This is a genomic window from Streptomyces sp. NPDC059201 (genome assembly GCF_042754585.1).
Taxonomy (GTDB): Bacteria; Actinomycetota; Actinomycetes; order Streptomycetales; family Streptomycetaceae; genus Streptomyces.
In genome coordinates this window covers 634,846-660,285 of record NZ_JBHZBB010000003.1, presented here as the reverse complement: position 1 = coordinate 660,285, position 25,440 = coordinate 634,846, and the positions used below count along the sequence as shown (strand labels likewise).

Sequence of the window (25,440 nt, the reverse complement as noted above, 5' to 3'; positions counted from 1 at the left end):
CCCTGCTCACGACTGCTCCTCCTTGTCCGTGCCGAAGGTGTCGCGGACCTCGTCGGCGACACCGCTGAGGTTGGCCTCGAAGGTGAAGCCCTGTTCGAAGCGGTAGCTGCGCCGCACGTCCACCGGGTCGATGCCGTTGATCGCCGCCTTGGCGAGGCGGATGAGCCGCCCGTCCTTCGCGGCGATCTCCCGGGCCAGCTCCAGGGCGGCCTCGCGCAGCTCCGTGCGCGGGACGACCCGCCAGACCGAGCCGTGCCGGTGCAGCTCCTCTGCGGTGGCCGTCCGGGAGGTGTAGTACAGCGCCCGCATGAGGTGCTGGGGGACCAGCCGGGCGAGGTGGGTGGCGGCGCCGAGGGCGCCCCGGTCCAGCTCGGGGAGGCCGAAGGTGGCGTCCTCGGAGGCGACGATCGCGTCGGCGTTGCCGACGAGGCCGATGCCGCCGCCGAGGCAGAAGCCGTGCACGGCCGCGACGACCGGCACCTCGCAGTCGTAGACGGCGGAGAACGCGGCGGCGCAGCCGTGGTTGGCGCCGAGGATCGCCTCGGGTCCGGTCGCGCGCTGGAGCTCCTTGATGTCGACGCCGGCGTTGAAGCCGCGGCCCTCGGCGGTGAGCACCACGCAGCGGACCTTCGGGTCGGCGCCCGCGGCGCGGACGGCGGCGGCGAGGTCGTACCAGCCCTGTACGGGGAGGGCGTTGACCGGAGGGAAGTCGACCGTGATGACGGCGATGCCGTCGTCCGGTGCGGAGGTGGAGACACCCATGAGCAGATCAGCTACCTTTCCACCAAACGTTTGTTAGGTGGAAGATAGCAGCGGTTCGCCCGCTGCGGGAGGTGTCCCTTGGCAGTGACCATCGATCTGTCCGGCTCCGTCGCCGTCGTCACCGGCGGCACCCGGGGCGTCGGCGCCGGAATCACCCGGGCCCTGCTCGACGCCGGGGCGGAGGTGGTGACCTGCGCCCGGCGGCCGCCCGGCGCACCCGTGACGGCGGGCGGCCGCACCGCCCGCTTCCTCCCCGTCGACCTGCGCGACCCGGCCGCCGTGACCGCCTTCTTCGAGCGGATACGGGACGAGCACGGGCGCCTCGACACGCTGGTCAACAACGCCGGCGGTACGCCCTTCCGGACGCTCGCCGACGGCGACCCCGTCCAGCACGCGCGGGTCGTCGAACTGAACCTCGTGGCCCCGCTGACCGCCTCCCTCGCGGCGTACCGGGTGATGAGCCGTCAGGAGGGCGGGGGCTCGATCGTCATGGTCGGCAGCGTCAGCGGCACCCGCCCGTCACCGGGCTCCGCCGCGTACGGCGCGGCCAAGGCGGGGCTGGAGAACCTGGCCCGCTCCATGGCCGTGGAGTGGGCGCCGCTGGTCCGGGTCAACACGCTCGTCCTCGGCATGGTCCAGACGGAGCTGTCGCACCTGCACTACGGCGACGAGGACGGCATCGCCGCCGTCGGGCGCACCGTGCCGCTCGGGCGGCTCGCCGCGCCCGGCGACATCGGTGACGCGTGCGTCTTCCTCGCGTCCGAGCGGGCCGCGTACGTCAGCGGCGCGGCGCTTCATGTCCACGGCGGAGGGGAGCGGCCCGCGTTCCTCGACGCGGCCACCGCCAACCACTGAGTCAGCCGCTCTACTCAACCCCACTTCACGGAAGGATCTTCACCATGACGGAACCGACAGGACTCTGCGCCGGACGCGTCGTCGTCGTCACCGGCGCGGGGCGCGGCCTCGGTCGCGCGCACGCGCTCGCCTTCGCCGCGGAGGGCGCGAAGGTCGTCGTCAACGACCTCGGCGTCGGCCTCGACGGCAGCGGGGGTGGCGCCGGGCCCGCGCAGGAGGTCGTCGACGCGATCGTCGCGGCGGGTGGGGAGGCGGTCGCCCACGGCGGCGACATCGCCACCACCGAGGGCGCCGCCTCGCTGGTCGCCACCGCCGTCGACACCTTCGGGCGGCTCGACACGCTCGTCAACAACGCCGGATTCCTCCGGGACCGGATGCTCGTCAACCTCGGGGAGGACGACTGGGACGCGGTCATGCGGGTCCACCTCAAGGGGCATTTCCTGCCGCTGAAGCACGCGGCGGCGTACTGGCGGGCGGAGGCGAAGGCCGGGCGGACGCCCCGGGCGCGGGTGATCAACACGAGCTCGGGGGCGGGGCTGCTCGGCAGTGTCGGGCAGGGCAACTACGCGGCGGCCAAGGCGGGGATCGTCGGGCTCACGCTGGTCGCCTCCGCCGAGATGGGGCGGTACGGGGTCCAGGTCAACGCGATCGCCCCGGCGGCGCGCACGCGGATGACCGAGCAGACGTTCGCCGAGACGATGGCGGCGCCTGAGGGGGCCGGCTTCGACGCGATGGCTCCGGAGAACGTGTCGCCGCTGGTGGTCTGGCTCGGGTCCGACGCCTGCGCCGGGGTGACGGGGCGGGTCTTCGAGACCGAGGGCGGCCGCATCACGGTGATGGAGGGCTGGCGCCCCGGCCCCACCGCCGACAAGGAGGCCCGCTGGACCCCCGCGGAAGCCGGCGAGGCCACCCTCAAGCTCCTGTCCGCCGCGGAACCCCCCCACCCGGTCTACGGCACGGCCTGACCGGCCGCCGCTCCGTTGCGGGCGGTCCCGCCGCCAGGGCGACGCCCTCCGCTCCGCCGTCGCGCCGTTTCGTTGTGGGCAATCGTTCCGCTGGGGCGGAACGGGTGGGCACAACGGAACGGCACCCTTCGCGGGTGCCTCCGCACATGTTCCTGACCCGCACCGGTACGGAGCCGTCACACGGGGTGCGGGTTCAGGCTCGGAAGCCTTGGCCCGGCAAGGGGCGCCGTCCCGTGTGCCCACCCGTCCCGCCCCTAGCGGGACGCATGCCCACACGGAGGTGCGGCGGAAGGGCGCCGTCCCGCAGGCGGGCCCGGCGCGGGGGCGGACCCGGCGCGTGGGCGTCGCCCCCGGGGGGTTTCCCGCTCACCGGGAAAGGGGGCTCCCTGGGGGTGGTGGGGGCGGCCTAGCCTCGCCGGACACAGGCCCAACCGCCCCCCAGGAGGGACCCGTCATGCTCACGGACCGCCAGCGCCACGAGGCGGCCGAGCTGTTGCGCTCCGCCGAACTCGCCGTCACACCGATCGCCCCGCTGAGCGAGGCGTACCCCGGGATCGACGCCGAGGACGCGTACGAGATCCAGCTCGTCAACATCCGCCACCGCCTCGCGGCCGGGGCCGAGACGCGCGGCCACAAGGTCGGCCTCTCCTCGCCCGTGATGCAGCGGATGATGGGCGTCGACGAACCGGACTACGGCCACCTGCTCCACGACATGGAGCTCACCTCCGACGTCCCGGTCCCCGTCTCCCGCTTCTGCCAGCCCCGCGTCGAGGTCGAGATCGGATTCGTCCTCGGCGACGACCTGCCGGGGGAGGGCTGCACCCCCGAGGACGTCCTCGCCGCCACCGAACGCGTCGTGCCCGCCCTGGAGCTCATCGACAGCCGCATCCGCGACTGGCGGATCACCATCGCCGACACCATCGCGGACAACGCCTCCTCCGCCGGTTTCGTCATCGGCGAGGGCCGCGACCCGCGCGGGATCGACCTCAAGGCGGTCGAGGCCCGGCTGAGCAGCGGCGGCGAACTCCTCGCCGAGGGGCGCGGCGACGCCGTCCTCGGCGACCCGGCCGTCTCCGTCGCCTGGCTCGCCCGCACCGTCGCCCGCTTCGGCGTGCCCCTGAAGAAGGGGCACGTGGTGCTGCCCGGCTCCTGCACCCGGGCCGTCGACATCGTGCCCGGCGCGACCTACACCGCCGACTTCACCGGGCTGGGCCCGGTCTCCCTCTCCTTCACCTGAGGTGATGATGACCCGCAAGACCAAGGCGACCGCCGCCATCGTCGGCTCCGGCAACATCGGCACCGACCTGCTGTACAAGCTGCTCCGCTCCGACCTCGTCGAACCCCGCTGGATGGTCGGCGTCGACCCCGACAGCGACGGCCTCGCCCGCGCCCGCCGGCTGGGCCTGGAGACCACCCACGAGGGCGTCGACCGGCTGCTCTCCCAGGACGAGAGGCCCGACCTCGTCTTCGAGGCCACCAGCGCCTACGTCCACCGGGCCAACGCCCCCCGCTACGCCGAGCTCGGCATCAAGGCGATCGACCTCACCCCGGCCGCCGTCGGCCCGGCGGTCGTCCCGCCCGCCAACCTCCGCGCCCACCTCGACCAGCCCAACGTCAACATGATCACCTGCGGCGGGCAGGCCACCATCCCCATGGTGTACGCCGTCTCCCGTGTCGTCCCGGTGGCCTACGCCGAGATCGTCGCCTCGGTCGCCTCCGTCTCCGCCGGCCCCGGAACCCGCGCCAACATCGACGAGTTCACCCGCACGACCTCCCGCGGCATCGAGACCATCGGCGGCGCCGCGCGCGGCAAGGCGATCATCATCCTCAACCCGGCCGACCCGCCCGTCATCATGCGCGACACCGTCTTCTGCGCCATCCCCGAGGACGCCGACCAGGCCGCCATCTCGCTCTCCGTCAAGGAGGTCGCCGAGCAGGTCGCCTCGTACGTCCCCGGCTACCGGCTGCGCGGCGAGCCGCAGTTCGACGGCCCCAGCCCGGAGAACGGGGGCATGGCACGCGTCGCGATCTTCCTGGAGGTCGAGGGCGCGGGCGACTACCTCCCGCCGTACGCCGGAAACCTCGACATCATGACCGCCGCCGCCACCAAGGTCGGCGAGGAGTTCGCCCGGGCGCTCCTCGCCCCGGGCGCGTAAGGAGCCCCTGCCATGCCCTCCACCGCATACTCGGACACCCTCGACATCCGGATCACCGACTCCTCGCTGCGCGACGGCTCGCACGCCAAGCGGCACCAGTTCACCGCGGAGGACGTACGGTCCGTCGTCGCCGCCCTCGACGACGCCGGCGTCCCCGTGATCGAGGTGACCCACGGCGACGGTCTCGGCGGCTCCTCGTTCAACTACGGCTTCTCCAAGACGCCCGAGCAGGAACTGATCAAGGCCGCCGTGGAGACCGCCCGGCGCGCCACCATCGCCTTCCTCATGCTCCCGGGACTCGGCGTCAAGGACGACATCCGGGCCGCCCACGACAACGGCGCCGGGATCTGCCGGATCGCCACCCACTGCACCGAGGCCGACATCGCGGTCCAGCACTTCGGACTCGCCCGCGAGCGGGGCCTGGAGACCGTCGGCTTCCTGATGATGGCCCACTCCACCACCCCCGAGAACCTGGCGCGGCAGGGCCGCATCATGGCCGACGCCGGCTGCCAGTGCGTGTACGTCGTCGACTCCGCCGGCGCCATGGTGATGGACGACGTCACCGACCGCGTCCAGGCCCTGGTCGCCGAGCTCGGCGACGACGCCCAGGTCGGCTTCCACGGTCACGAGAACCTCGCCCTGGGCACCGGCAACTCCGTCGCCGCCGTCAAGGCGGGCGCCCTCCAGATCGACGGCTCCACCCGCCGCCTCGGCGCGGGCGCCGGCAACACCGCCGTCGAGGCGTTCGTCGCCGTCTGCGCCAAGATGGGCATCCGCACCGGCATCGACGTCCTGAAGATCATCGACGCGGCGGAGGACGTCGTCCGCCCCGTCATGGACGAGGAGTGCCGGCTCGACCGCCTCGCCCTGCTCATGGGCCACGCCGGCGTCTACTCCAGCTTCCTCAAGCACGCCTACCGGCAGGCCGAGCGGTACGGCGTCTCCGGCGCCGAGATCCTGCTGCGCGCGGGCGAACGCCGCCTGGTCGGCGGCCAGGAGGACCAGCTCATCGACATCGCCGTGGAACTCGCCGCACAGAACTGAACCGACCCGTAGCGACCCGTACTGACCCGTACCGACCCGTACCGACAGAAGGAACGAGGGACGAGATGACTGCGCTCAACGACGAGGTCCGTGTCATCGAGGCGGGCAACGTGCCCGCCCGCTTCGCCCGGGGCTGGCACTGCCTCGGCCTCGCCGACAGCTTCAAGGACGGAAAGCCGCACGAGATCGAGGGGTTCGGCACCAAGCTGGTCGTCTTCCAGGGCGAGGACGACGGGCAGCTGCACGTCCTGAACGCCTACTGCCCGCACATGGGCGGCAACCTCGCCCACGGCACGGTCAAGGGCGACGCCGTCGCCTGTCCCTTCCACGACTGGCGCTGGTCCGGCGACGGCCGCTGCGCCGGCATCCCGTACGCCCGCCGCGTCCCGCCCCGCGCCCGCACCCGCGCCTGGACCACCCTGGAGCGCAACAAGCAGCTCTTCGTCTGGCACGACCCCGAGGGCAACCCGCCGCCGGACGGGGTCACCATTCCCGAGATCGCGGGCATCCACGGCCCGGACGCGGGCGAGTGGAGCGACTGGACCTGGAAGACCGCGCGGGTGGACGGCTCCAACTGCCGCGAGATCGTGGACAACGTCGTGGACATGGCGCACTTCTTCTACGTCCACTACGCGTTCCCGACCTACTTCAAGAACGTCTTCGACGGGCACGTCGCCACCCAGTACATGGAGAGCGCCCCGCGCGGTGACATGGACCTGGGCAACCTCAGCTCCCCGCTGCGCTCCGACGCCTCGTACTGGGGCCCGTCCTACATGATCGACTACGTGTTCACCGAGGTGGCCCCCGGCGTCGAGATGGAGATGGTGCTGATCAACAGTCACTACCCCATCAGCGCCGACAGCTTCATGCTCCAGTACGGGGCGATCGTCAAGAAGCTGCCCGGCATGACCGACGAGGCGGCCGCCGAGGCCGCCCGGAGCCTGATCGGGGGACTGGAGACCGGCTTCGAGCAGGACATCGAGATCTGGCGGAACAAGACCCGGATCGACAACCCGCTCCTCACCGAGGAGGACGGCCCCGTCTACCAGCTGCGCCGCTGGTACGAGCAGTTCTACGTCGACGCCGCCGACGTCAAGGACGAGATGACCACGCGCTTCGAGTTCGAGATCGACACCCAGCGGGCCAACACGGCCTGGCGCGCCGAGGTCGACGAGAACCTGGCCCGCCGCGCGGCGGAGACGGAAACCGGAGCACCCTGACATGCGACCCGTCCAGTGCGCGGCCTGCGGCAACCAGGTCCTGTGCGAGAAGTTCAGCCCCGCCCACACCTCCGTGCAGTGGACGGCCGAGGCGGCCGTCGTCTGCGCCGAGATCCGCGACCGGGTGGGGCAGGGCGCGACCAGCGCCCGGATACGCACCTGCCGGGCGCTGCGGTCCAGCATCGACCGCGCGGTCGCGGACGGCACCCTGGAGGTCGACGATGTCCGTGTCGACCACTGAGCCGGCGGCCGTGACCGGCGGGACCCGCACCCACCGGCTGCGGATCGTCGAGGTCGTCGCCGAGACGCCCGACGCGTGCTCCCTGGTGCTCCAGGCGCCGCCGGGGAGCGCGGACCGCTTCGCCCACCGGCCCGGGCAGTTCCTCACCCTGAAGCTGCCCGGCCCGGACGGCGGGCCCGTCGCCCGCTGCTACTCCCTGGCGAGCTCGCCGCACACCGGCGAAGCGCTCAAGGTCACCGTCAAGCGCGTCCCCGGCGGGTACGGCTCCAACTGGGTCTGCGACCACCTGGCCGCGGGCGACGAGGTGGAGGTGCTGCCCCCGGCCGGCACCTTCACCCCCGACTCCCTCGACCGCGACCTGCTGCTCGTCGCCGGAGGGAGCGGCATCACCCCGGTCCTGTCCATCGCCAAGTCCGTGCTCGCGGCGGGCCGGGGCCGGGTCACCCTCCTCTACGCCAACCGCGACGAGGGCTCGGTCATCTTCCGGGAGGAACTGCGCGCCCTGGCCGTCGCCCACCCGGAACGGCTCCTGGTCCTCCACTGGCTGGAGACCCTCCAGGGGCTGCCGGTCCCCGACCGGCTGGCCGCCGCGCTCGCGCCGTACGCCGGCCGTGAGGCGTTCGTCTGCGGCCCCGGGCCGCTCATGGACGCCGTCGAGCAGGCGCTGCGCTCGCTCGGCGCCCCGGGCGGACGGATCCACCGGGAGCGGTTCTTCTCGCTGTCCGGGGACGTCTTCGACGTCCCCGCCGCCGGGCCCGCGCCAGAGCCCGCCGACGACGGCGGCGGCGCGGTGACCGTGGAGCTCGACGGCGAGACCCGCACGGTCGCCTGGCCGCCGTCCTCGCCGCTGCTCGACGCCCTCCTGGCCGCCGGGGTGGACGCCCCGTACTCCTGCCGCGAGGGCGCGTGCAGCGCCTGCACCTGCCGGGTCGTGTCGGGCCGGGTGGAGATGGTCCGCAACGAGGTCCTGGACGACCGGGACCTCGCCGACGGCTACGTCCTCGCCTGCCAGGCCCTCCCGCTCACCGACCGGGTCGAGATCACCTACTCCTGACGAGGAGCATCCCCCATGCCCCGTACGTATCTGGTCACCGGAGCCGCCTCCGGCATAGGCGCGGCCACCACCGCCCTCCTGCGCGAGCAGGGCCACACCGTCCTCACCGCGGACCTGGAGGACGGCGACATCCGGGCCGACCTCTCCACCGCCGACGGACGGGCCGCGCTCGCGTCCCGCGCCGGTGAACTCGCCGGCGGCCGGCTCGACGCCGTCGTCTCCTGCGCGGGCGTCGCCCACTTCGACCCGGTCACTGTCAAGGTCAACCACTTCGGCGCCGTGGCCACCCTCGAAGGGCTCCGCCCGCTCCTCGCCGCGGGCAGCGACCCGCGGGCCCTGGTCATCGGCTCGATCGACTCCGTGCACCCCACCGACCCGGCGATCATGGCCGCCGTCGACGCGGATGACGAGGCCGCCGCGGTGACCGCCGCGCGGGCGGCCGTCGACCGGGGAGAGGGACACCTCGTCTACTCGTCCTCCAAGGCGGCCGTCTCCCGCTGGGTCCGCCGCGCCGCCCCCGGCGACGCCTGGGCCGGCGCGGGCATCCCGCTCAACGCGGTCGCCCCGGGCGTCGTCCTGACCCCGCTGACCCGGCCCCTCCTCGACGACCCCGCCACCCGGGCCCTCGTCGAGCGGGCCGTGCCGATGCCGCTGCACGGCCACTCCCGGCCCGAACAGCTCGCCCCGCTCATCGCCTGGCTCACCTCGCCCGAGAACTCCCTCGTCACCGGCCAGGTGGTCTTCGCGGACGGCGGCGCCGACGCCGTCCTGCGCGGCGACCGCACCTGGTGACGGCCACCCCGACAAGGAGGCACCCGTGCACCCGCGCACCCTCGAACGCTCCCTGGTGATCGCCGCCGACCCCGACGCCGTCTGGGCGCTCGCCGGCGGCTTCGCCACCCTCGGCACGTGGCATCCGCACCTCCCGCCGGCCACCGTGGAGGACGGCGCCGACCCCGGACTGCCCGGAGCCGTCCGGGCCTTCGCCCTGGACGGCACGGTCGTGGCCCGCGAGCGGCTGCTCGCCCACGACCCGGCCGCCCGGCGCTACCGCTACGAGCTCCTCGACCCGCTCGCGCTGCCCGTCGAGGAGTACGTGGCGACCTTCGCCGTCGAAGCGCACCCCGACGGCGCCGAGGTCCGCTGGTCTGCGGCCTACTCGGCGCCGGACGAGGTGGCGACCCGGGTCGAGGCCGCCTTCGGCGACGGCGTCTACGCCACGGGCCTCGCCGCGCTCCGCGAGCGGCTCACATCCACTCGCTGAAGCGCAGCCACGTCATCATGTTGTCCATCGACGGCTGAGGGACCCCGGGCGCGGCCGGCGCATCCGCCGGCCGCGCCCGCTGCTCCGACAGCCGGCCGGGCCCGAACATCGACTGCCACACCTGGCGCGCGCAGCCCCGCACCACCGGGGCGATCCGCTCCAGCTCGCGGTGCACGCCGTGACCGCAGACCGAGATCGCCGCGACGGCCCGGCCCGCGCCGCGCAGCGGTGCCGCGACGCAGAACACCCCCCGGAACCCCTCCTCCTGGTCGAAGGCCACCCCGCGCTCGCGCACCAGGGCCAGCTCCGCGCGGAACGGGTCGGGGCGGGTGATCGTCCGGGGCGTGCGGGGCCGCAGCCCGTTCCGTATCACCTGCTCCACCACCGCGGCGTCGCTGAAGGCCAGGATCGCCTTGCCCGAGGCGGTGCAGTACGCCGGCTGCCGGCCGCCGGTCCGCGACGGCACGCCGGAGTCGTCCGACCCGCCGATCCGCTCCAGATAGACCACCTCGGGGCCGTCCAGCACCGTGAGGTGCACCAGATGCCCGGTCGCCTCGTGCAGGGCGTGCAGATGGGGCAGGGCCGCGCGGCGCAGCCGGTTGTGGTGCGAGGCCATCGCGCCCAGCTCCAGCATGCCCATGCCCAGCCGGTAGTCGCGGCCCTCCCGCTCCAGCCAGCGCAACTGCACCAACTGGTCCAGGATGCGGTGCGCGGAGGACCGGCGGATCCCCGACAGCTGCACGATCTCGGTGAGCGTCAGACGCGGGCCCGCGCTCTGGAAGGCGCTCAGCACCTTCGCCGCCTTCTCCAGCAGCGACAGCGGCGGACCAGCGCCCTCGGCCCCCTCCCGCAAGCCGTCATGGACGGCCGACAGGTCGTGGACGGGCTCGGCGGCTCGGGTCGTCATCGACACCTCCCACACGGGCGGCGCGGCGGGCCGTAGCCGAGCCGCGTCCGTAATCTCCGGTATTGCGTGGAGATTGCCAGAGGTGAGCGGGTACGGGAAGGGGGTGTTCCGTCTCGGAACGGTAACGCGTAGGTTCCCTCTCGTCACCCAAGAGGAGCCCAAGATCCGGGCCCCGGATCCGAGAGGCCCCCCATGCGCGACCACGACGTCCTCACGGCGGTCCGCGCCCTCGCCCCCGCCCTGCGCGCCCGCGCCGACCAGGCCGAGGAGCTGCGGCGTACGCCCACCGCCTCCATCGACGAACTCGCCGGAGCCGGCTTCTTCCGGCTGCTCAGGCCCCCGGCGTACGGCGGACTCGCCGCCGCCCCCGACATCTTCCACGCCGCCGTCCACGAGATCTCCAGGGCCTGCGGCTCCACCGGCTGGGCCACCGCCGTCCTCGGCGTCCACCCCTGGTACGTGGCCCAGCTCGACCCGCGCGCCCAGCACGACGTGTGGGGCGACGACGACTCCGCCCTGATCTGCTCCTCCCACGCCCCCACCGGCACCGTCACCCCCGTCGACGGCGGCTACCGGCTCGCCGGCCGCTGGCACTACGCGGCCGGCGCCGACCACGCCCGCTGGGCCCTGCTCGGCGGACTCGTCAGCGACGCCGACGGGCGCCCGCTCGACATGCGGACCTTCCTGGTGCCCCGCACCGACTACCGCGTCGACGACGTCTGGGACACCGTCGGACTGCGCGGCAGCGGCAGCAACGACCTCGTCGTCGACGACGCCTTCGTCCCCGCCCACCGCACCCTCGGCTACGCCCCGGTCACCGCGCTCCGCTGCCCCGGACACGAGGTCAACCCCGAACCCGTCTACCGGCTGCCGTACGCCGCCCTCTTCACCACCACCATCTCCACCGTCATGGTCGGCATCGCCGAGGGCGCGTACGAGCACCACGTCACCGCCGCCCGCGCCAACCCCCGCCTCCCGCACGGACGCCGCGTCGCCGAGGACCCCTTCGCCCAGGTCCGCATCGCCCGCGCCGCCGGCGAGATCGACGCCGCCCGCCTCCAGCTCACCCGCAACACCGCCGAGCTGTACGAGGTGGCCCGCGCCGGCCGCGAACCCTCCCGCTCGCTGCGCGCCCGAGCCCGCCGCGACCAGGCCCTCGCCACCGAACGCGCCATCACCGCCGTCGACCTGCTCCGCGAGAACGCCGGCGGCAGCCCCCTGCGCAGCGGCGGCGACGTCCTCGCCCGCGCCTGGCGCGACCTCCACACCGGCCGCGGCCAGGCCGCCAACGACGTCGAACGCGCCCTCGCCCTCTTCGGCCGCGACGCCGTCGGACTCGACGTCCAGGACCCCATGCTCTGAACCGGCGCGCGCCTTCCCGCTCAGTGGGAGCGGCGCGTTCTCCCCGGGTGACGGCTCCCCGTACGGTCCTGGCATTCCCCCACCACGACCCGAAAGGGGATGCCCCCATGGCCGATGACGTCCTGGCAGCCGTTCGTGACCTCGCCCCCGTCCTGCGCGAACGCGCCGCGGAGGCCGAGGAGTCGCGCCGCGTGCCCGACGCCTCCGTCAAGGAACTGGAGGACACCGGCTTCTTCCAGCTGCTCCAGCCGAAGACCTTCGGCGGCGCCGCCGCCGACCCGGTGCGCTTCTACACGGCGGTCAAGGAGATCGCCAAGGCGTGCGGATCGACCGGCTGGGTCGCCTCCGTCGTCGGCGTCCACCCCTGGCACGTCGCCCTCTTCGACCCCCGCGCCCAGCAGGAGGTCTGGGGCACCGACCCCAGGACCCGGATCGCCTCCTCGTACGCCCCCACCGGCAAGGCCGCCGCCGTGGACGGCGGGTTCCGCCTCTCCGGCCGCTGGCACTTCTCCTCCGGCTGCGACCACGCCCGCTGGGTCCTCCTCGGCTGTCTGGTCACCGACGCCGAGGGCCAGCCGGTCGACATGCGGACCTTCCTGATCCCGCGCAGCGAGTACCGCGTCGACGACGTCTGGGACACCGTCGGACTGCGCGGCACCGGCAGCAACGACATCGTCGTCGACGACGTCTTCGTCCCCGAGCACCGCGCCCTCAGCTTCGGCCCCGTCACCGCCCTGGACGTCCCGGGCCACGCGGTCAACCCCGAACCGGTCTACAAGCTGCCCTACGCCGGCGTCTTCACCACCACCATCGCCACCCCGATCGTCGGCATCGCCGAGGGCGCCTACGACTCCTACGCCGAGGCCACCCGGAAGCGGATCCGCGTCTCCTACGGACAGCAGGTCGCCGAGGACCCCTTCGCCCAGGTCCGCATCGCCCGCGCCGCCAGCGACATCGACGCCGCCTGGCTCCAGCTCAGCCGCAACATCGGCGCCATGTACGCCCTCGCCGAGCGCGGCGAGGAGATCCCCATGGAGCTGCGCACCCGCACCCGCCGCGACCAGGTCCTCGCCACCGAGCGCTCCGTCTCCGCGATCGACCTGCTCATGGAGAACTCCGGCGGCAACGCCATGCGCACCGGCCCCGGCGCCGTCCAGCGCGCCTGGCGCGACGCCCACACCGGCCGCGGCCACGCCGCCAACGACCCCGAGCGCGCCCTCGTCATGTACGGACAGTGCGCCCTCGGCATCGAGATCCAAGACACCATGGCCTGAGAGGGAGCCGCAGATGACCGAGCTCACCCACGCATCCACCTCCCGCACCGCCAAGGCGGCCGGACTCACCCTCCACTACCACGAGGCCGGGCCGGCGGACCGGCCCGACGCCCCCGTCGTGATCATGCTGCACGGCGGCGGCCCCGGCGCCTCCGGCTGGAGCAACTTCGGCGGCAACCTCCCCGTCTTCGCCCGGGAGTTCCGCACCCTCCTCGTCGACCAGCCCTGCTACGGCCGCTCCGACAAGCCGGTGCTCGACCGGGACTACTTCAGCTACAGCGCCCACGCCGTCGCCGCCCTCATGGACGAACTCGGCATCGAGCGCGCCCACTTCGTCGGCAACTCGCTCGGCGGCGGGACCGCCGTCCGGATCGCCCTCGACCACCCGGAGAAGGCCGACAAGCTCCTCCTCATGGGCCCCGGCGGCGTCTCCGTCAACCTCTTCGCCCCGGACCCGACCGAAGGCATCAAGCGCCTCTTCGAGTTCAACGCGGCACCCGAGCCGACGAAGGAACAGCTCCGCGCCTTCCTCTCCGTCATGGCCTACGACCAGTCCGTCGTCACCGACGAACTCGTCGAGGAGCGGTGGGCCTCGGCCACCGACCCCGACACCCGGCTCGGCAGCGCCCGCATGGGCGCCTCCTTCGCCAACCCCGCCTGGGCCGAGGCCACCATGCTCTGGCGCGAGGCCCACCGGATCACCCGGCCGGTGCTGCTCACCTGGGGCCGCGAGGACCGCGTCAACCCCCTGGACGGCGCGCTCGTCGCCCTCAAGGCCATTCCGGACGCGCGCCTGCACGTCTTCCCGCACTGCGGGCACTGGGCCCAGACCGAGCAGGCCGACGAGTTCAACCGCCTCGCCGTCGACTTCTTCACCCACTGAACCTCCCGAACCCCCCGACCCTCCCGAACCCGACCCCTCTCACCGAACCCCGGAGGTGTCCCATGGACATCCGCGCACTCGGCTACCTGCGCCTGGAGACCACCCGCCTCGACGAGTGGCGCCGCTACACCCTCGACATCCTCGGCATGGCCGAGGCCCCCGGCAGCACCGACACCACCCTCCTGCTGCGCGTCGACGACCGCGCGTACCGCCTCGCCATCCAGGCGGGCGACAGCGACCGGCTGCTCGCCGCCGGCTGGGAGGTCGCGAACGGCACCGCGCTCGCCGAAGCGGCCGCCGCACTGGAGGCCGCCGGCGTCGCCGTCAAGACCGCCGACGCCGACGAGCTCGCCGAGCGCCGCGTCCAGGGCCTGATCCACCTCACGGACCCCTGCGGCAACCCGCTGGAGATCTACTGGGGCCAGGCCCAGGACCACACCCCGCTCGCCACCCCCTACGGCAACCGCTTCGTCACCGGCGACCTCGGCCTCGGCCACGTCGTCCTGCCCGTCCCGGACATCGAGGCCGCCCTCGACTTCTACGAGAACCTCCTCGGCTTCCAGCTCCGCGACTCCATGAAGCTGCCGCCGCAGGCCGTCCCCACCGCCACGGAGCAGCGCGACTTCCACTGGATGCACTTCCTCAGCCCCAACCGCCGCCACCACAGCCTCGGCCTCTACCCCGGCGCCCTGCCCCCCGGCATCGTGCACTTCATGGTGGAGCTGGAGACCCTCGACGACGTCGGCCTCGGCCTCGACCGCATGCAGGCCGCCGGCATCCCCATCGCCTCCAGCCTCGGCCGCCACACCAACGACCGCATGGTCTCCTTCTACGCCCAGGCCCCCGGCGGCTTCCAGGTCGAGTACGGCTGGGACGGCCTGATCGTCGACCCCGCCACCTGGGTCGCCAAGGAGATCACCGCCGACAGCGTCTGGGGTCACCAGTGGAACGGCTGATCGACCCCGCGCTCTTCCGCGACGTCCTCGGACGCTTCGCCAGCGGCATCACCGTCGTGGCGGCCCAGGACGACGGCGAACCCGTCGGCTTCGCCTGCCAGTCCTTCGCCTCCCTCTCCCTCGACCCGCCGCTGGTGATGCTCGCCGTCGGCAAGTCCTCGTCCAGCTGGCCGAGGATCGAGCGGGCCGGCCGCTTCTGCGTCAACATCCTCGCCGAGGACCAGCGGACCACCTGCGCCGCCCTCGGCCGCAGCGGCGCCGACAAGTTCGCCGGCGTGCCCTGGAGCCTCAGCGAGCACGGCACCGTCCGGATCGACGGGGCGCTCGCCTTCGTGGAGTGCGAGCTGCACTCCGTCCTGGAGGCCGGCGACCACCACCTCGTCACCGCCCAGGTCGTCGCGCTCGACGCCGGCGAGGACGGCCGCCCGCTGCTCTACTACCGCAGCCGCTACGCCGTCGGGGCCTTCTGATGCCCATCGACCCCGAGAAGGCCAAGGCCGCGCCCCCGGTGCGGACCGAGGTCGTCTGGGACGCCCACGCCGTGCGCCTCTACCACCTGGCGCTCGGCGCGGGCGTCCCCGAGACCGACCCGCGCGAACTGCGCTACGTGTACGAGGGCCACGAGGACGGCCTCCAGACGCTGCCCACCTTCGGTGTCGTCGCCGGCGGCACCGGAGGCGTCGGCTTCCAGGTCTTCGACCTGCCCGGCGTCGACATCGACCTGGCGCGCGTCCTGCACGGCGGCCAGGAGATCACCGTGCACCGCCCGCTGCCCTCCGCCGCCCGCGCCACCGCCGTGACCCGGGTGACGGACGTGTACGACAAGGGCAGCGGCGCCGTCCTCGTCCAGGAGTCCACCCTCCTCGGCGAGGACGGCGCACCCCTCCTGACCCAGCGCAACCAGATCTTCGCCCGGGGCGAGGGCGGCTTCGGCGGCGACCGCGGCCCCTCCGACCGCCTCCCCGCCCCGGACCGGGAACCCGACCTGGTCCTGGAGCTGCCCACGCTCCGCCAGCAGGCCCTGCTCTACCGGCTCACCGGCGACTGGAATCCGCTCCACGCCGACCCCGGCACCGCCCGGCGGGCCGGCTACGACCGGCCCGTCCTGCACGGGCTCTGCACCTTCGGCATGGCCGTCAAGGCCGTCACCGACCACCTGCTCGACGGCGACGCCACCGCCGTCACCGGCTGCCGCACCCGCTTCGCCGGGGTGTTCTTCCCCGGCGAGACGCTGCGGCTGAGGGTCTGGCACACCGCGGACGGACACCGGCTCACCGCCACCGCCGCGGACCGCGACGACGCCCCCGTCCTCACCGACGCCCGCGTCACCGCCCGCTGAACCGGCCCCGCCCCGCCGGAGCCCGAGACACGAGGGAGAACGCGATGAACAGCACCTGGGACCACACCTACGACGTGGTCGTGGTCGGCTCCGGCGCGGCCGGCATGGCCGCGGCCCTCACCGCCCGGCTGCGCGGCCTGACCGCCCTGATCGTCGAGAAGACCGACGCCTACGGCGGCTCCACCGCCCTGTCCGGCGGCGCCATCTGGGTCCCCGGCAACTTCCACCTGGACGCCGCCGGACTCGGCGACACCCCGGAGAAGGCCCGCGCCTACCTGGACGCCACCGTCGGCGACCGCGTCACCGACGCCCGCAAGGACGCCTATGTACGGTACGGACCGCGCATGGTCCGGGAGTTCCACGACCGTACCGCCGTCCGCTTCGTCTACACCCCCGGCTACTCCGACTACTACCCGGAGCGGCTCGGCGGCTACCCGCAGGGCCGCTCCGTCGAACCCGAGGTCTTCGACTTCAACAAGCTCGGCGCCGAACGGCGCGCCACCATGCGCCGCGCCGGACTCCCCACCTACGGCCTCACCATCACCTCCCGCGACTTCCACGACCTGAACATGGTCGGCCGCACCTGGGCCGGCCGGCGCACCGCCGTGAAGGTCGGCGCCCGCGCCGCCAAGGCCCTCGTCACCGGCCGCAAGCCCCTCGCCCTCGGCGAGGCGCTGATCGCCCGGATGCGCCACTCGCTCGACCTGCTCGGCGGCGACCTGTGGCTCTCCGCGCCCCTGACCGGCCTCGTCGAGGAGGACGGCACGGTCACCGGCATCCGGGTCCGCAGGGACGGGAGCGACCTCACCGTGCGGGCCACCGGCGGAGTGGTCCTCGCCTCCGGCGGCTTCTCCCACGACCAGGCGCTCCGCGAGAAGTACCTGCCCGCGCCCACCTCCGGCGCGTGGAGCGCCGCCGCCGAGGGCCAGACCGGCGACGCCCTGGAACCGGCCCTCGCGCTCGGCGCGGCCCTCGACCTGATGGACAAGGTGTGGGGCGCGCCGACCGTCGTGCCCCCGGGCGACGACAAACCGTTCTTCCTCGTCGCCGACCGGGGGATCCCCGGCATGGTGATCGTCGACTCGGAGGGGGAGCGGTACGCCAACGAGGCCGCGCCGTACCACGAGTTCGTCGACGCCATGTACGCCCACCAGGCGCGCGGCGGAGCCACCGCCGTACCGTCCTGGCTGATCCTCGACGCCACGGCCAAGTCCCGGTACATCTTCATGGGGCTCTTCCCGGGCCAGCCCTTCCCCGGTCCGTGGCGGGAGAGCGGCTTCGTCAAGCAGGCGGCGACCGTCGAGGAGCTCGCCCCGCTCATCGGGGCCGCCCCGGAGCGGCTGCGCGCCACCGTGGACCGCTTCAACGGCTTCGCCCGCGCGGGCAAGGACGAGGACTTCCACCGTGGCGACAGCGTGTACGACCGCTACTACGGCGACCCGACCCTGCCGAACCCCAATCTGGCGCCGCTGGAGAAGGGCCCCTTCCACGCGATCCCCGTCCACCCCGGCGACATCGGAACCAAGGGCGGCCTCGTCACCGACGCCACCGCCCGCGTCCTGCGCGAGGACGGCACGGTCATCCCCGGTCTGTACGCCTCCGGCAACGTCTCCTCCGCCGTCATGGGCGAGACCTACCCGGGCCCCGGCGCGACCATCGGGCCCGCCATGACCTTCAGCTGGCTCGCCGTCAACGACATCGCCGGCGACCGCACGTGAGCGGCCTGACCACGGACGTGCTGCGCGACCGGACGGTCATCGTCACCGGCGGCGCCCGGGGACTCGGCGCGGCGGCCGCCCACGCGGCCGCCGCGGCGGGCGCGCGCGTCCTGCTCACCGACCTCCTGGAGGAGGAGGGCCGCGCGCTCGCCGCGCGGATCGGCGACCGCGCCCGCTTCGTCCGCCACGACGTCACCTCGGAGGACGACTGGCGCGCGGTCGTGGACCTCGCCCGGCGCACGTACGGCCGGGTCGACGGACTGGTCAACAACGCGGGCATCTCCGGCGGTTCGCACGCCCTGGAGGAACAGACGGCGGAGCAGTTCCGCCGGGTCGTCGACATCGACCTGACCGGCGTCTTCCTCGGCCTGCGGACCGTGATCCCGGTGCTGCGGGCGAACGGCGGCGGCTCCATCGTCAACATCTCCTCCGCCGCCGGCCTCATGGGCCTGGCCCGCACCGCCGGATACGGGGCGGCCAAGTGGGGCGTCCGCGGCCTCACCAAGGTCGCCGCCGTGGAACTCGCCGCCGACCGCATCCGCGTCAACTCCGTCCACCCCGGCATGATCCACACGCCCATGACCGCCCACCTCGGCCTCCCGGACGGCGACGGCGGCTTCCCCGCCGCGCCCATGGGACGCGTCGGCGCGCCGGAGGAGATCGCCCGGGCGGTCGTCTTCCTGCTCTCCGACGCCGCCTCGTACGTCACCGGCGCCGAGCTCGCCGTCGACGGCGGCTGGACCACCGGACCCGCCCCCCAGACCCCCCTCCAGGAGGACCGCTGATGCCCGTCGACCTGACCGGCAAGGTCGCGCTGATCACCGGCGCCGCGCGCGGCATGGGCGCGGCCGAGGCGCGGCTCTTCACCGCCCTCGGCGCCCGCGTCGTCCTCACGGACGTGCGGGAGGCCGAGGGGGAGGAGACCGCCGCGTCCCTCGGCCCCGCCGCCCGCTTCGTCCGCCACGACGTCACCGACGAGCCGTCCTGGAGCTCGGCCGTGGCCACCGCCGTCGACGCCTTCGGGCGGCTCGACGTCCTCGTCAACAACGCCGCCGTCTACTCCACGTGCCCCATCGAGGAGGAGGACCCGGCCCGCCTGGACACCCTCCTCCGGGTCAACCTCGCCGGTCCCTTCCTCGGCATCCGCGCCGCGGCCCCGGCGCTGCGGGCGAGCGGCGGCGGCTCCATCGTGAACATCTCCTCCCAGGCCGGCCTCCAGGGCATCTGGGGCCACGGCGCCTACGGCGCCGCCAAGTGGGGACTGCGCGGACTGACGAAGACGGCCGCGCTCGAACTGGGCCCGGACGGCATCCGGGTCAACTCCGTCCACCCGGGCGCCATCGCCACCGACATGACCGCCCACCTCGGCACCACCGCCCACCCCGGCGCGCCGCTCGGACGGGTGGGGGAGCCGGAGGAGGTCGCCCGGCTCGTCGCCTTCCTCGCCTCCGACGAGTCCTCCTACCTCTCCGGCGCCGAACTCGCCGTGGACGGCGGGGCGTCCGCCGGCCGCATGCCCCTGCTTCCCGCGAAGGAGACCGACGCGTGAACCGTGCCGCCCCCGAGGTCCGCGACCTCATCGACCGGGCCGCCGCCCAGTTCCCCCCGCTGGGCACCACCATGACGGACATCGCCGAGGTGCGGGCCTTCTTCGCCGCCCGCCCCAAGCCCGCCGTCACCCCGCTCCCCGTCGCCCGCGTCACGAACCGGGACGCGGACGGGGTGCCCGTCCGCGTCTACGAGCCGGACACCCGCGCCGACGCCCCCGTGATCCTCTTCTGCCACGGGGGCGGCTTCGTCCTGTGCGACCTCGACAGCCACGACGCCTTCTGCCGGAGCATCGCCGACGCCACCGGGGCCACCGTCGTCTCGGCCGACTACCGGCGCGCCCCCGAGCACCCGTTCCCCGCCGCCCCCGAGGACGCCTACACGGCCCTGGAGTGGGCCGCGAGGACGTACCCGGGCCGCCGGCTCGCCGTCGCGGGGGACAGCGCGGGCGCCGGCCTCGCCACCGTCGTCGCCCTGCTCTCCCGCGACCGCGGCGGCCCCGCGATCGCCTTCCAGGCGCTGTACTACCCGATGCTGGACCCCACCCGCTCGCGGCCCTCGCACCGGGAGAACGGCCAGGGGTACTTCCTCACCGCCGACCACCTGCGCTGGTACTGGGACGCGTACCTGCCCGACGCGGCCGACCGCACCCACCCGTACGCGGCGCCGCTCGCCCACGCCGACCTCTCCGGGCTCCCGCCGGCCCATGTCGTCACCAACGGCCTGGACCCGCTGCGGGACGAGGGCATCGCCTACGCCGAGGCGCTCGCCGCCGCCGGGGTGCCCGTGGAGAGCCACCACTACGCGGGCATGTTCCACGGCTTCCTCTCCATGGCCGGAGCCCTGCCCGAGGGGGCGGAGGCCCGCGCGACCGCGTTCGCCGTCCTGCGCGCCGCGCTCGATCCCTCCTGACCCGCTACGCACCCGCGCCCCCTGGGCCCACCCGACCGGTGGGCCCAGGGGGCGCGGTCCTTTCCCCGGCGCGTCACGCCTTGATGAGGTCGAAGCCCTCGTACCCGGACTCGGCCTCCCCGGCGATGATCTCCCCGTACACGCCGAAGCCGCCGATGAACGGCATGAACACCCGGGGCTTGCCGGGGATGTTGGCCCCCTGGTACCAGGAGTCCGCCGCCGGGAACAGGGTGGCCGCGGCCCGGTCGCGGCACTCCGCCACCCACCGCTCCACGGACTCCTCCCGGGCCTCGATCGCCCGGTAGCCGTGCGCGTCGAGGTGGCGCAGGCACTCCACCAGCCAGTCGCCGTGCTGCTCGGCGCAGAGGACCACGTTGGCCATGACGGACGGGCTGCCGGCCCCGGTCAGGCTGAACAGGTTCGGGAAGCCGTCCACCCCCAGACCCAGGTACGTCCGGGGGCCGGCGGCCCAGTCGTCCTTCAGCAGCCGTCCGCCGCGCCCCCGCACCTCGATCCGGTCGAGCGCGCCCGTCATCGCGTCGAAGCCGGTCGCGAAGACCAGCGCGTCCAGCTCCACGAGGGTGCCGTCGGCCAGGGCGATGCCGCGCTCCTCGATCCGGTCGATCGGGTTGCCGCGCAGGCCGACCAGATCGACGTCGGGACGGTTGAACGTCTCGTAGTAGTCGGAGTCGGTGACGATCCGCTTGGTGCCGATCGGGTGGTCGGTGGGCACGAGCAGGTCGGCGACGGCCGGGTCCTCGACGAGCCCCCGGACCTTCTCCTCCCAGAACGCGCGGGCCTCGTCGTTGGCGGCCCGGTCGGTGAGCTGGTCGGGGAAGGTCTTGGAGTACAGCACCCCGCCGAGCCGCCAGCGCTCCTCGAACGCGGCCCGCCGCTCCTCCTCCGACACCTCGAAGGTCCGCGCCGGGTGCGCCTGGTGCGGCGAGCCGCCGCCGCTGAGCCGCGACAGCCGCCGCCGCTCGGCGTAGCCGGCCTTCTGCGAGGCCCGGGTCTCCTCGTCGAGCGGGCGGTTGCCGGCCGGGATGCTGAAGTTGGCGCTGCGCTGGAAGACCGTCAGGCGCGCGGCCGACTCGGCGATGAGCGGCACCGCCTGGATGCCGGAGGAGCCGGTGCCGATGACGCCGACGCGCAGCCCCGTGAAGTCGACGCCCTCGTGCGGCCACGTCCCGGTGTGGTGGACGGTCCCGGCGAACCGCGCCGCCCCCGGTATGTCCGGGTGGTGGGCGGAGGAGAGGCAGCCGACGGCGAAGACGCAGAACCGGGCGGACACCGTCTCGCCCCGGTCGGTGCGGACCGTCCAGGTCAGCGCCTCCTCGTCCAGCTCCGCCGAGAGCACCGAGGTCCCGAAGGAGTAGGCGGGGCGCAGGTCGAAGCGGTCGGCGACGTGGTCCAGGTAACGCAGGATCTCGGGCTGGGTGGCGTACCGCTCGCTCCAGTCCCACTCCTGCTGGAGCTCCTCGTCGAAGGAGTACGAGTAGTCCACGGACTCGACGTCGCAGCGCGCGCCCGGGTAGCGGTTCCAGTACCAGACGCCGCCCACGTCCTCCCCGCGCTCGAAACCGCGCACGCGGTAGCCGAGCCCGCGCAGCCGGTGCACGGCGTACAGGCCGGTGACACCCGCCCCGACGACGATCACATCGACATCGGTGGGTGCGGTGGTGCTGTCGTTCACGTGCGTGCTCCTCATCCGCCGGCGGGGTTCTCCGCCAGCCGTCGCAGGGCTCCCTTGTCGACCTTGCCCGCCGCGTTGTGCGGGAGGGCCGGGAGCGTGTGGAAGGCGCGCGGGGCCTTGAAGTTGGCCAGGCGCTCCCGGGTGTACGAGGTCAGTTCGGCGGCGTCGATGCGGGCTCCGGCGGCGGGGACGCAGTACGCGACGCCGACCTCGCCGAGCCGTCCGTCGGGCGCGCCGACGACCGCCGCGTCCAGGACGGCCGGATGGGTCCGCAGGACCTGCTCGATCTCGGCCGGGTACACGTTGAACCCGCCGACCACGAACATGTCCTTGAGCCGGTCGGTGATCCGCAGGAAGCCGCGGGCGTCGAGCACGCCGACGTCGCCGGTGCGCAGCCAGCCGTCCGCGTCCACCGCCTCGGCCGTGGCCGCCGGGTCGTCGAGGTAGCCGCGCATCACGTGGTAGCCGCGCGTGAGGATCTCGCCGGGCTCGCCGGGCGGCGCGTCGACGCGCAGCTCCGTGCCCTCCAGGGCGGTGCCGGAGGTCCGGGCCAGCGTCTCGGGCGACTCGTGCGGCGGGCAGATCGCGACGACCCCGGTCGACTCGGTGAGCCCGTAGGCGGTGGAGACGCTCCGGGCGCCGAGGCTCCTGATCTGCTCGATGAGCGCGGTCGGGATGTTCGCCGCGCCCGTGACGGCCATGCGCAGGGCGCTCAGGTCGTACGAGGCGCGCGCCGGGTGGTGGATGAGCGAGGTGAAGACGGTGGGCGCTCCGGTGAGGACGGAGATCCGCTCGTCCCGCATCCGCCCGAGGACCGTCTCCGCGTCGAAGACCGGCTCCGGGACGATCGTCGCGCCGTGCAGCAGGCAGGCGAGGACGCCCGCCTTGTAGCCGAAGGTGTGGAAGAACGGGTTGACCAGGAGGTAGCGGTCGCCGCGCCGCAGGGTGACCGTGCGGGCCCAGGCGTCGTACACGCGCAGGTTCTGTCCGTGGGTGGTGGGGACGCCCTTGGGGCGGCCGGTGGTCCCGGAGGTGAAGAGGATGTCGGCGGGGTCGTCCGGGCGGACGGCGGCCGAGCGGGCGAGCCGCTCCGCCGCCGGCACCCGGTCGGCGGCCGAGAGGAAGTCGGTCCAGTCCTCGGTGTGCAGGGCCACCGTCCGCTCCAGGAGCGGCAGTTCCTCGCCGGAGTCGGCGAGCAGCGCGCGGTAGTCCGTGCCCAGGAAGTCGTGCTCGGTGAAGAGCAGCCTGGTGCGGGAGCGGCGCAGGATGTCGGCGGTCTCGGCCGCCCGGTAGCGGGTGTTGACCGGGACGAGGACGCCTCCGGCGGCCACCGCGCCGAGCGCGGCCACCACCCAGCGGGCGCTGTTCGGCGCCCAGACGGCGACCGCGTCGCCGGGCCGCAGCCCGCGGGCGATCACCGCCCGCGCCATCTCGTCGACGCGGTCGCGCAGTTCCCGGAAGGTCCAGCGGTCCTGCCCGAGGACGAGGGCCTCCTCGTCCCCGTAGGTCTCCGCGGCCCAGTCCGCGAGCCGGGCCAGAGTCTCAGCGCCCCTCATGATCGGTCACGACCTCCTTGCGGGCCCGTCCCGTCCGGGGCGCGGGCGTGGATCCACGACGGAGGGAGCCTCGCAGGCGGGGGCGGCCCGGCGCAGGAGCCGTTTCCCGCTCACCGGGAAGCCGCGGGCGAGAAGCGCCGGGAACGACGGAGGAGGGGCGGCAGCTGCCGCCCCTCCTCAGGTCGTCCGGATCGCCGGACCCCTAGTCGGTGCCGGTCTCCATGGCGGCGCGGTCGAGCGCCGTCTCCTCGCTGTCGGGGGTCTCGCCGCGGGAGGCGATGACCTCGGCGCCGCCCTCGGTGAGCGAGCCGATGAGCCCGGTGGCGGCGGCCTGCGCGGCGCCGATGGCGGGGCTGCCGGAGCCGATGAGGCCGATGCCGGCGTACTGCTCCAGCTTGGCGCGGGAGTCGGCGATGTCGAGGTTCCGCATGGTCAGCTGGCCGATCCGGTCCAGCGGGCCGAAGGCGGAGTCCTCGGTGCGCTCCATGGACAGCTTGTCCGGGTGGTAGCTGAACGCGGGGCCGGTGGTGTCGAGGATCGAGTAGTCCTCGCCGCGCCGCAGCCGCAGGGTGACCTCGCCGGTGACGGCGGCGCCGACCCAGCGCTGGAGGGACTCGCGGATCATCAGCGCCTGCGGGTCCAGCCAGCGGCCCTCGTACATGAGGCGGCCGAGCCGGCGGCCCTCGTTGTGGTACTGGGCGAGGGTGTCCTCGTTGTGGATGGCGTTGACGAGGCGCTCGTAGGCCGCGTGCAGCAGCGCCATGCCGGGGGCCTCGTAGATGCCGCGGCTCTTGGCCTCGATGATCCGGTTCTCGATCTGGTCGGACATGCCCAGGCCGTGCCGGCCGCCGATGGCGTTGGCCTCCATGACGAGGTCGACGGCGGAGGCGAACTCCTTGCCGTTGATGGTGACGGGGCGGCCCTGCTCGAAGCCGATCGTCACGTCCTCGGGGTGGATCTCGACCGAGGGGTCCCAGAACCGCACGCCCATGATCGGGTCGACGGTCTCGACACCGGTGTCCAGGTGCTCCAGGGTCTTCGCCTCGTGGGTGGCGCCCCAGATGTTGGCGTCGGTGGAGTACGCCTTCTCGGTGGAGTCCCGGTAGGGGAGGTCGTGGGCGACGAGCCACTCCGACATCTCCTTGCGGCCGCCGAGCTCGGTGACGAAGTCGGCGTCGAGCCACGGCTTGTAGATCCGCAGGTGCGGGTTGGCCAGCAGGCCGTAGCGGTAGAACCGCTCGATGTCGTTGCCCTTGAAGGTCGAGCCGTCGCCCCAGATCTGGACGTCGTCCTCCATCATCGCCCGCACCAGGAGGGTGCCGGTGACGGCGCGGCCCAGCGGGGTGGTGTTGAAGTAGGCCCGGCCGCCGGAGCGGATGTGGAAGGCGCCGCAGGTGAGCGCGGCCAGCCCCTCCTCGACCAGCGCGGCGCGGCAGTCGACCAGGCGGGCCACCTCGGCGCCGTAGGTCTGGGCGCGCCCGGGCACCGAGGCGATGTCGGGCTCGTCGTACTGGCCGATGTCGGCGGTGTACGTGCAGGGGACAGCGCCCTTGTCACGCATCCACGCGACCGCGACGGAGGTGTCGAGACCACCGGAGAAGGCGATGCCGACGCGCTCGCCGACGGGAAGGGAGGTGAGAACCTTGGACATGGCAATAGTATGCATCAATCTGCATGGCTATGCAACGCCATGCTTCGTCGCGACCGTACGGGCCCGAACCCGGGACCGGC

The 25,440-nt window shown here is 73.7% G+C and carries 25 protein-coding genes; 20 read left to right on the top strand and 5 right to left on the bottom strand.

The window, feature by feature from the left end; genetic code table 11:
* Positions 1-6: 6 nt before the first annotated feature.
* Positions 7-762 (bottom strand): enoyl-CoA hydratase family protein, encoded by a 756-nt coding sequence (locus ACFXMG_RS13240; protein ID WP_383828496.1) that lies wholly within the window; start codon positions 760-762, stop codon positions 7-9.
* A 78-nt stretch (positions 763-840) separates the two neighbouring features.
* On the opposite strand from ACFXMG_RS13240, the gene ACFXMG_RS13235 reads away from it, so the two are divergent.
* The 10 genes from ACFXMG_RS13235 to ACFXMG_RS13190 all read left to right on the top strand — a co-directional run bounded on the left by ACFXMG_RS13235 (position 841) and on the right by ACFXMG_RS13190 (position 9,561).
* A complete protein-coding gene (locus ACFXMG_RS13235) occupies positions 841-1,617 on the top strand; it encodes an SDR family oxidoreductase (RefSeq protein ID WP_383828494.1) in 777 nt (258 codons plus the stop codon).
* Positions 1,618-1,661: 44 nt separating this feature from the next.
* Complete coding sequence (locus ACFXMG_RS13230; RefSeq protein WP_383828493.1) at positions 1,662-2,582, top strand: SDR family oxidoreductase; 921 nt, start codon at positions 1,662-1,664, stop codon at positions 2,580-2,582.
* A gap of 454 nt (positions 2,583-3,036) precedes the next feature.
* Positions 3,037-3,819, top strand: coding sequence for a 2-keto-4-pentenoate hydratase (locus tag ACFXMG_RS13225; protein ID WP_383828491.1), 783 nt, complete (start codon positions 3,037-3,039; stop codon positions 3,817-3,819).
* Between the two features lie 7 nt (positions 3,820-3,826).
* Positions 3,827-4,738 (top strand): acetaldehyde dehydrogenase (acetylating), encoded by a 912-nt coding sequence (locus tag ACFXMG_RS13220; protein ID WP_383828538.1) that lies wholly within the window; start codon positions 3,827-3,829, stop codon positions 4,736-4,738.
* Between the two features lie 12 nt (positions 4,739-4,750).
* On the top strand, positions 4,751-5,782 hold the full coding sequence (gene dmpG, locus ACFXMG_RS13215) for a 4-hydroxy-2-oxovalerate aldolase (protein ID WP_383828489.1): 1,032 nt from the start codon (positions 4,751-4,753) through the stop codon (positions 5,780-5,782).
* Positions 5,783-5,847: 65 nt separating this feature from the next.
* Positions 5,848-7,002 (top strand): Rieske 2Fe-2S domain-containing protein, encoded by a 1,155-nt coding sequence (locus tag ACFXMG_RS13210; protein ID WP_383828487.1) that lies wholly within the window; start codon positions 5,848-5,850, stop codon positions 7,000-7,002.
* Between the two features lies 1 nt (position 7,003).
* On the top strand, positions 7,004-7,243 hold the full coding sequence (locus tag ACFXMG_RS13205; protein ID WP_383828485.1) for a hypothetical protein: 240 nt from the start codon (positions 7,004-7,006) through the stop codon (positions 7,241-7,243).
* Positions 7,230-8,297, top strand: a complete 1,068-nt coding sequence (locus ACFXMG_RS13200; RefSeq protein ID WP_383828483.1) for a 2Fe-2S iron-sulfur cluster-binding protein — start codon at positions 7,230-7,232, stop codon at positions 8,295-8,297. The genes ACFXMG_RS13205 and ACFXMG_RS13200 overlap by 14 nt, the downstream gene beginning before the upstream one ends.
* Positions 8,298-8,312: 15 nt before the next feature.
* On the top strand, positions 8,313-9,089 hold the full coding sequence (locus ACFXMG_RS13195) for an SDR family oxidoreductase (protein ID WP_383828481.1): 777 nt from the start codon (positions 8,313-8,315) through the stop codon (positions 9,087-9,089).
* A 25-nt stretch (positions 9,090-9,114) separates the two neighbouring features.
* On the top strand, positions 9,115-9,561 hold the full coding sequence (locus tag ACFXMG_RS13190; protein WP_383828479.1) for an SRPBCC family protein: 447 nt from the start codon (positions 9,115-9,117) through the stop codon (positions 9,559-9,561).
* Here ACFXMG_RS13190 and ACFXMG_RS13185 read toward each other — a convergent pair.
* Positions 9,545-10,468, bottom strand: a complete 924-nt coding sequence (locus ACFXMG_RS13185; protein WP_384119480.1) for an IclR family transcriptional regulator — start codon at positions 10,466-10,468, stop codon at positions 9,545-9,547. The genes ACFXMG_RS13190 and ACFXMG_RS13185 overlap by 17 nt on opposite strands.
* A 192-nt stretch (positions 10,469-10,660) precedes the next feature.
* Here ACFXMG_RS13185 and hsaA (ACFXMG_RS13180) point away from each other — a divergent pair, with 192 nt between their 5' ends.
* From hsaA (ACFXMG_RS13180) to ACFXMG_RS13135, 10 genes are all read left to right on the top strand, one after another.
* Complete coding sequence (gene hsaA, locus ACFXMG_RS13180) at positions 10,661-11,830, top strand: 3-hydroxy-9,10-secoandrosta-1,3,5(10)-triene-9,17-dione monooxygenase oxygenase subunit (RefSeq protein WP_383824436.1); 1,170 nt, start codon at positions 10,661-10,663, stop codon at positions 11,828-11,830.
* 107 nt (positions 11,831-11,937) lie between these two features.
* Positions 11,938-13,104, top strand: coding sequence for a 3-hydroxy-9,10-secoandrosta-1,3,5(10)-triene-9,17-dione monooxygenase oxygenase subunit (gene hsaA / locus ACFXMG_RS13175; protein WP_383824439.1), 1,167 nt, complete (start codon positions 11,938-11,940; stop codon positions 13,102-13,104).
* A 13-nt stretch (positions 13,105-13,117) separates the two neighbouring features.
* On the top strand, positions 13,118-13,987 hold the full coding sequence (gene hsaD / locus ACFXMG_RS13170) for a 4,5:9,10-diseco-3-hydroxy-5,9,17-trioxoandrosta-1(10),2-diene-4-oate hydrolase (RefSeq protein WP_383824442.1): 870 nt from the start codon (positions 13,118-13,120) through the stop codon (positions 13,985-13,987).
* A 62-nt stretch (positions 13,988-14,049) separates the two neighbouring features.
* The gene (locus ACFXMG_RS13165; RefSeq protein WP_383824445.1) at positions 14,050-14,943 is read left to right on the top strand and encodes a VOC family protein; all 894 of its coding nucleotides are present in this window, start codon (positions 14,050-14,052) and stop codon (positions 14,941-14,943) included.
* A complete protein-coding gene (locus ACFXMG_RS13160) occupies positions 14,931-15,413 on the top strand; it encodes a flavin reductase family protein (protein WP_383824448.1) in 483 nt (160 codons plus the stop codon). The genes ACFXMG_RS13165 and ACFXMG_RS13160 overlap by 13 nt, the downstream gene beginning before the upstream one ends.
* Positions 15,413-16,282: a MaoC/PaaZ C-terminal domain-containing protein gene (locus ACFXMG_RS13155; RefSeq protein ID WP_383824451.1), complete on the top strand. Its 870-nt coding sequence runs from the start codon at positions 15,413-15,415 to the stop codon at positions 16,280-16,282. The genes ACFXMG_RS13160 and ACFXMG_RS13155 overlap by 1 nt, the downstream gene beginning before the upstream one ends.
* 44 nt (positions 16,283-16,326) lie before the next feature.
* Positions 16,327-18,000 carry an FAD-dependent oxidoreductase gene (locus ACFXMG_RS13150; protein WP_383824454.1) on the top strand — a complete coding sequence of 558 codons (1,674 nt, stop codon included), beginning with the start codon at positions 16,327-16,329 and terminating at the stop codon, positions 17,998-18,000.
* A gap of 5 nt (positions 18,001-18,005) precedes the next feature.
* A complete protein-coding gene (locus ACFXMG_RS13145) occupies positions 18,006-18,785 on the top strand; it encodes a glucose 1-dehydrogenase (RefSeq protein ID WP_383824535.1) in 780 nt (259 codons plus the stop codon).
* Entirely contained in the window at positions 18,785-19,549 is a 765-nt protein-coding gene (locus tag ACFXMG_RS13140) for a glucose 1-dehydrogenase (RefSeq protein ID WP_383824457.1), read from the top strand. The genes ACFXMG_RS13145 and ACFXMG_RS13140 overlap by 1 nt, the downstream gene beginning before the upstream one ends.
* Complete coding sequence (locus ACFXMG_RS13135) at positions 19,546-20,460, top strand: alpha/beta hydrolase (RefSeq protein ID WP_383824460.1); 915 nt, start codon at positions 19,546-19,548, stop codon at positions 20,458-20,460. Before ACFXMG_RS13140 ends, ACFXMG_RS13135 begins: the two co-directional genes overlap by 4 nt.
* 73 nt (positions 20,461-20,533) lie before the next feature.
* Here ACFXMG_RS13135 and ACFXMG_RS13130 read toward each other — a convergent pair whose 3' ends face one another.
* The 3 genes from ACFXMG_RS13130 to argG form a co-directional block, all read right to left on the bottom strand.
* Entirely contained in the window at positions 20,534-22,153 is a 1,620-nt protein-coding gene (locus tag ACFXMG_RS13130; RefSeq protein WP_383824463.1) for a flavin-containing monooxygenase, read from the bottom strand.
* Between the two features lie 11 nt (positions 22,154-22,164).
* A complete protein-coding gene (locus tag ACFXMG_RS13125; protein WP_383824466.1) occupies positions 22,165-23,709 on the bottom strand; it encodes a FadD3 family acyl-CoA ligase in 1,545 nt (514 codons plus the stop codon).
* Positions 23,710-23,911: 202 nt separating this feature from the next.
* Complete coding sequence (gene argG / locus ACFXMG_RS13120; protein ID WP_383824468.1) at positions 23,912-25,360, bottom strand: argininosuccinate synthase; 1,449 nt, start codon at positions 25,358-25,360, stop codon at positions 23,912-23,914.
* Between the last annotated feature and the right edge of the window lie 80 nt (positions 25,361-25,440).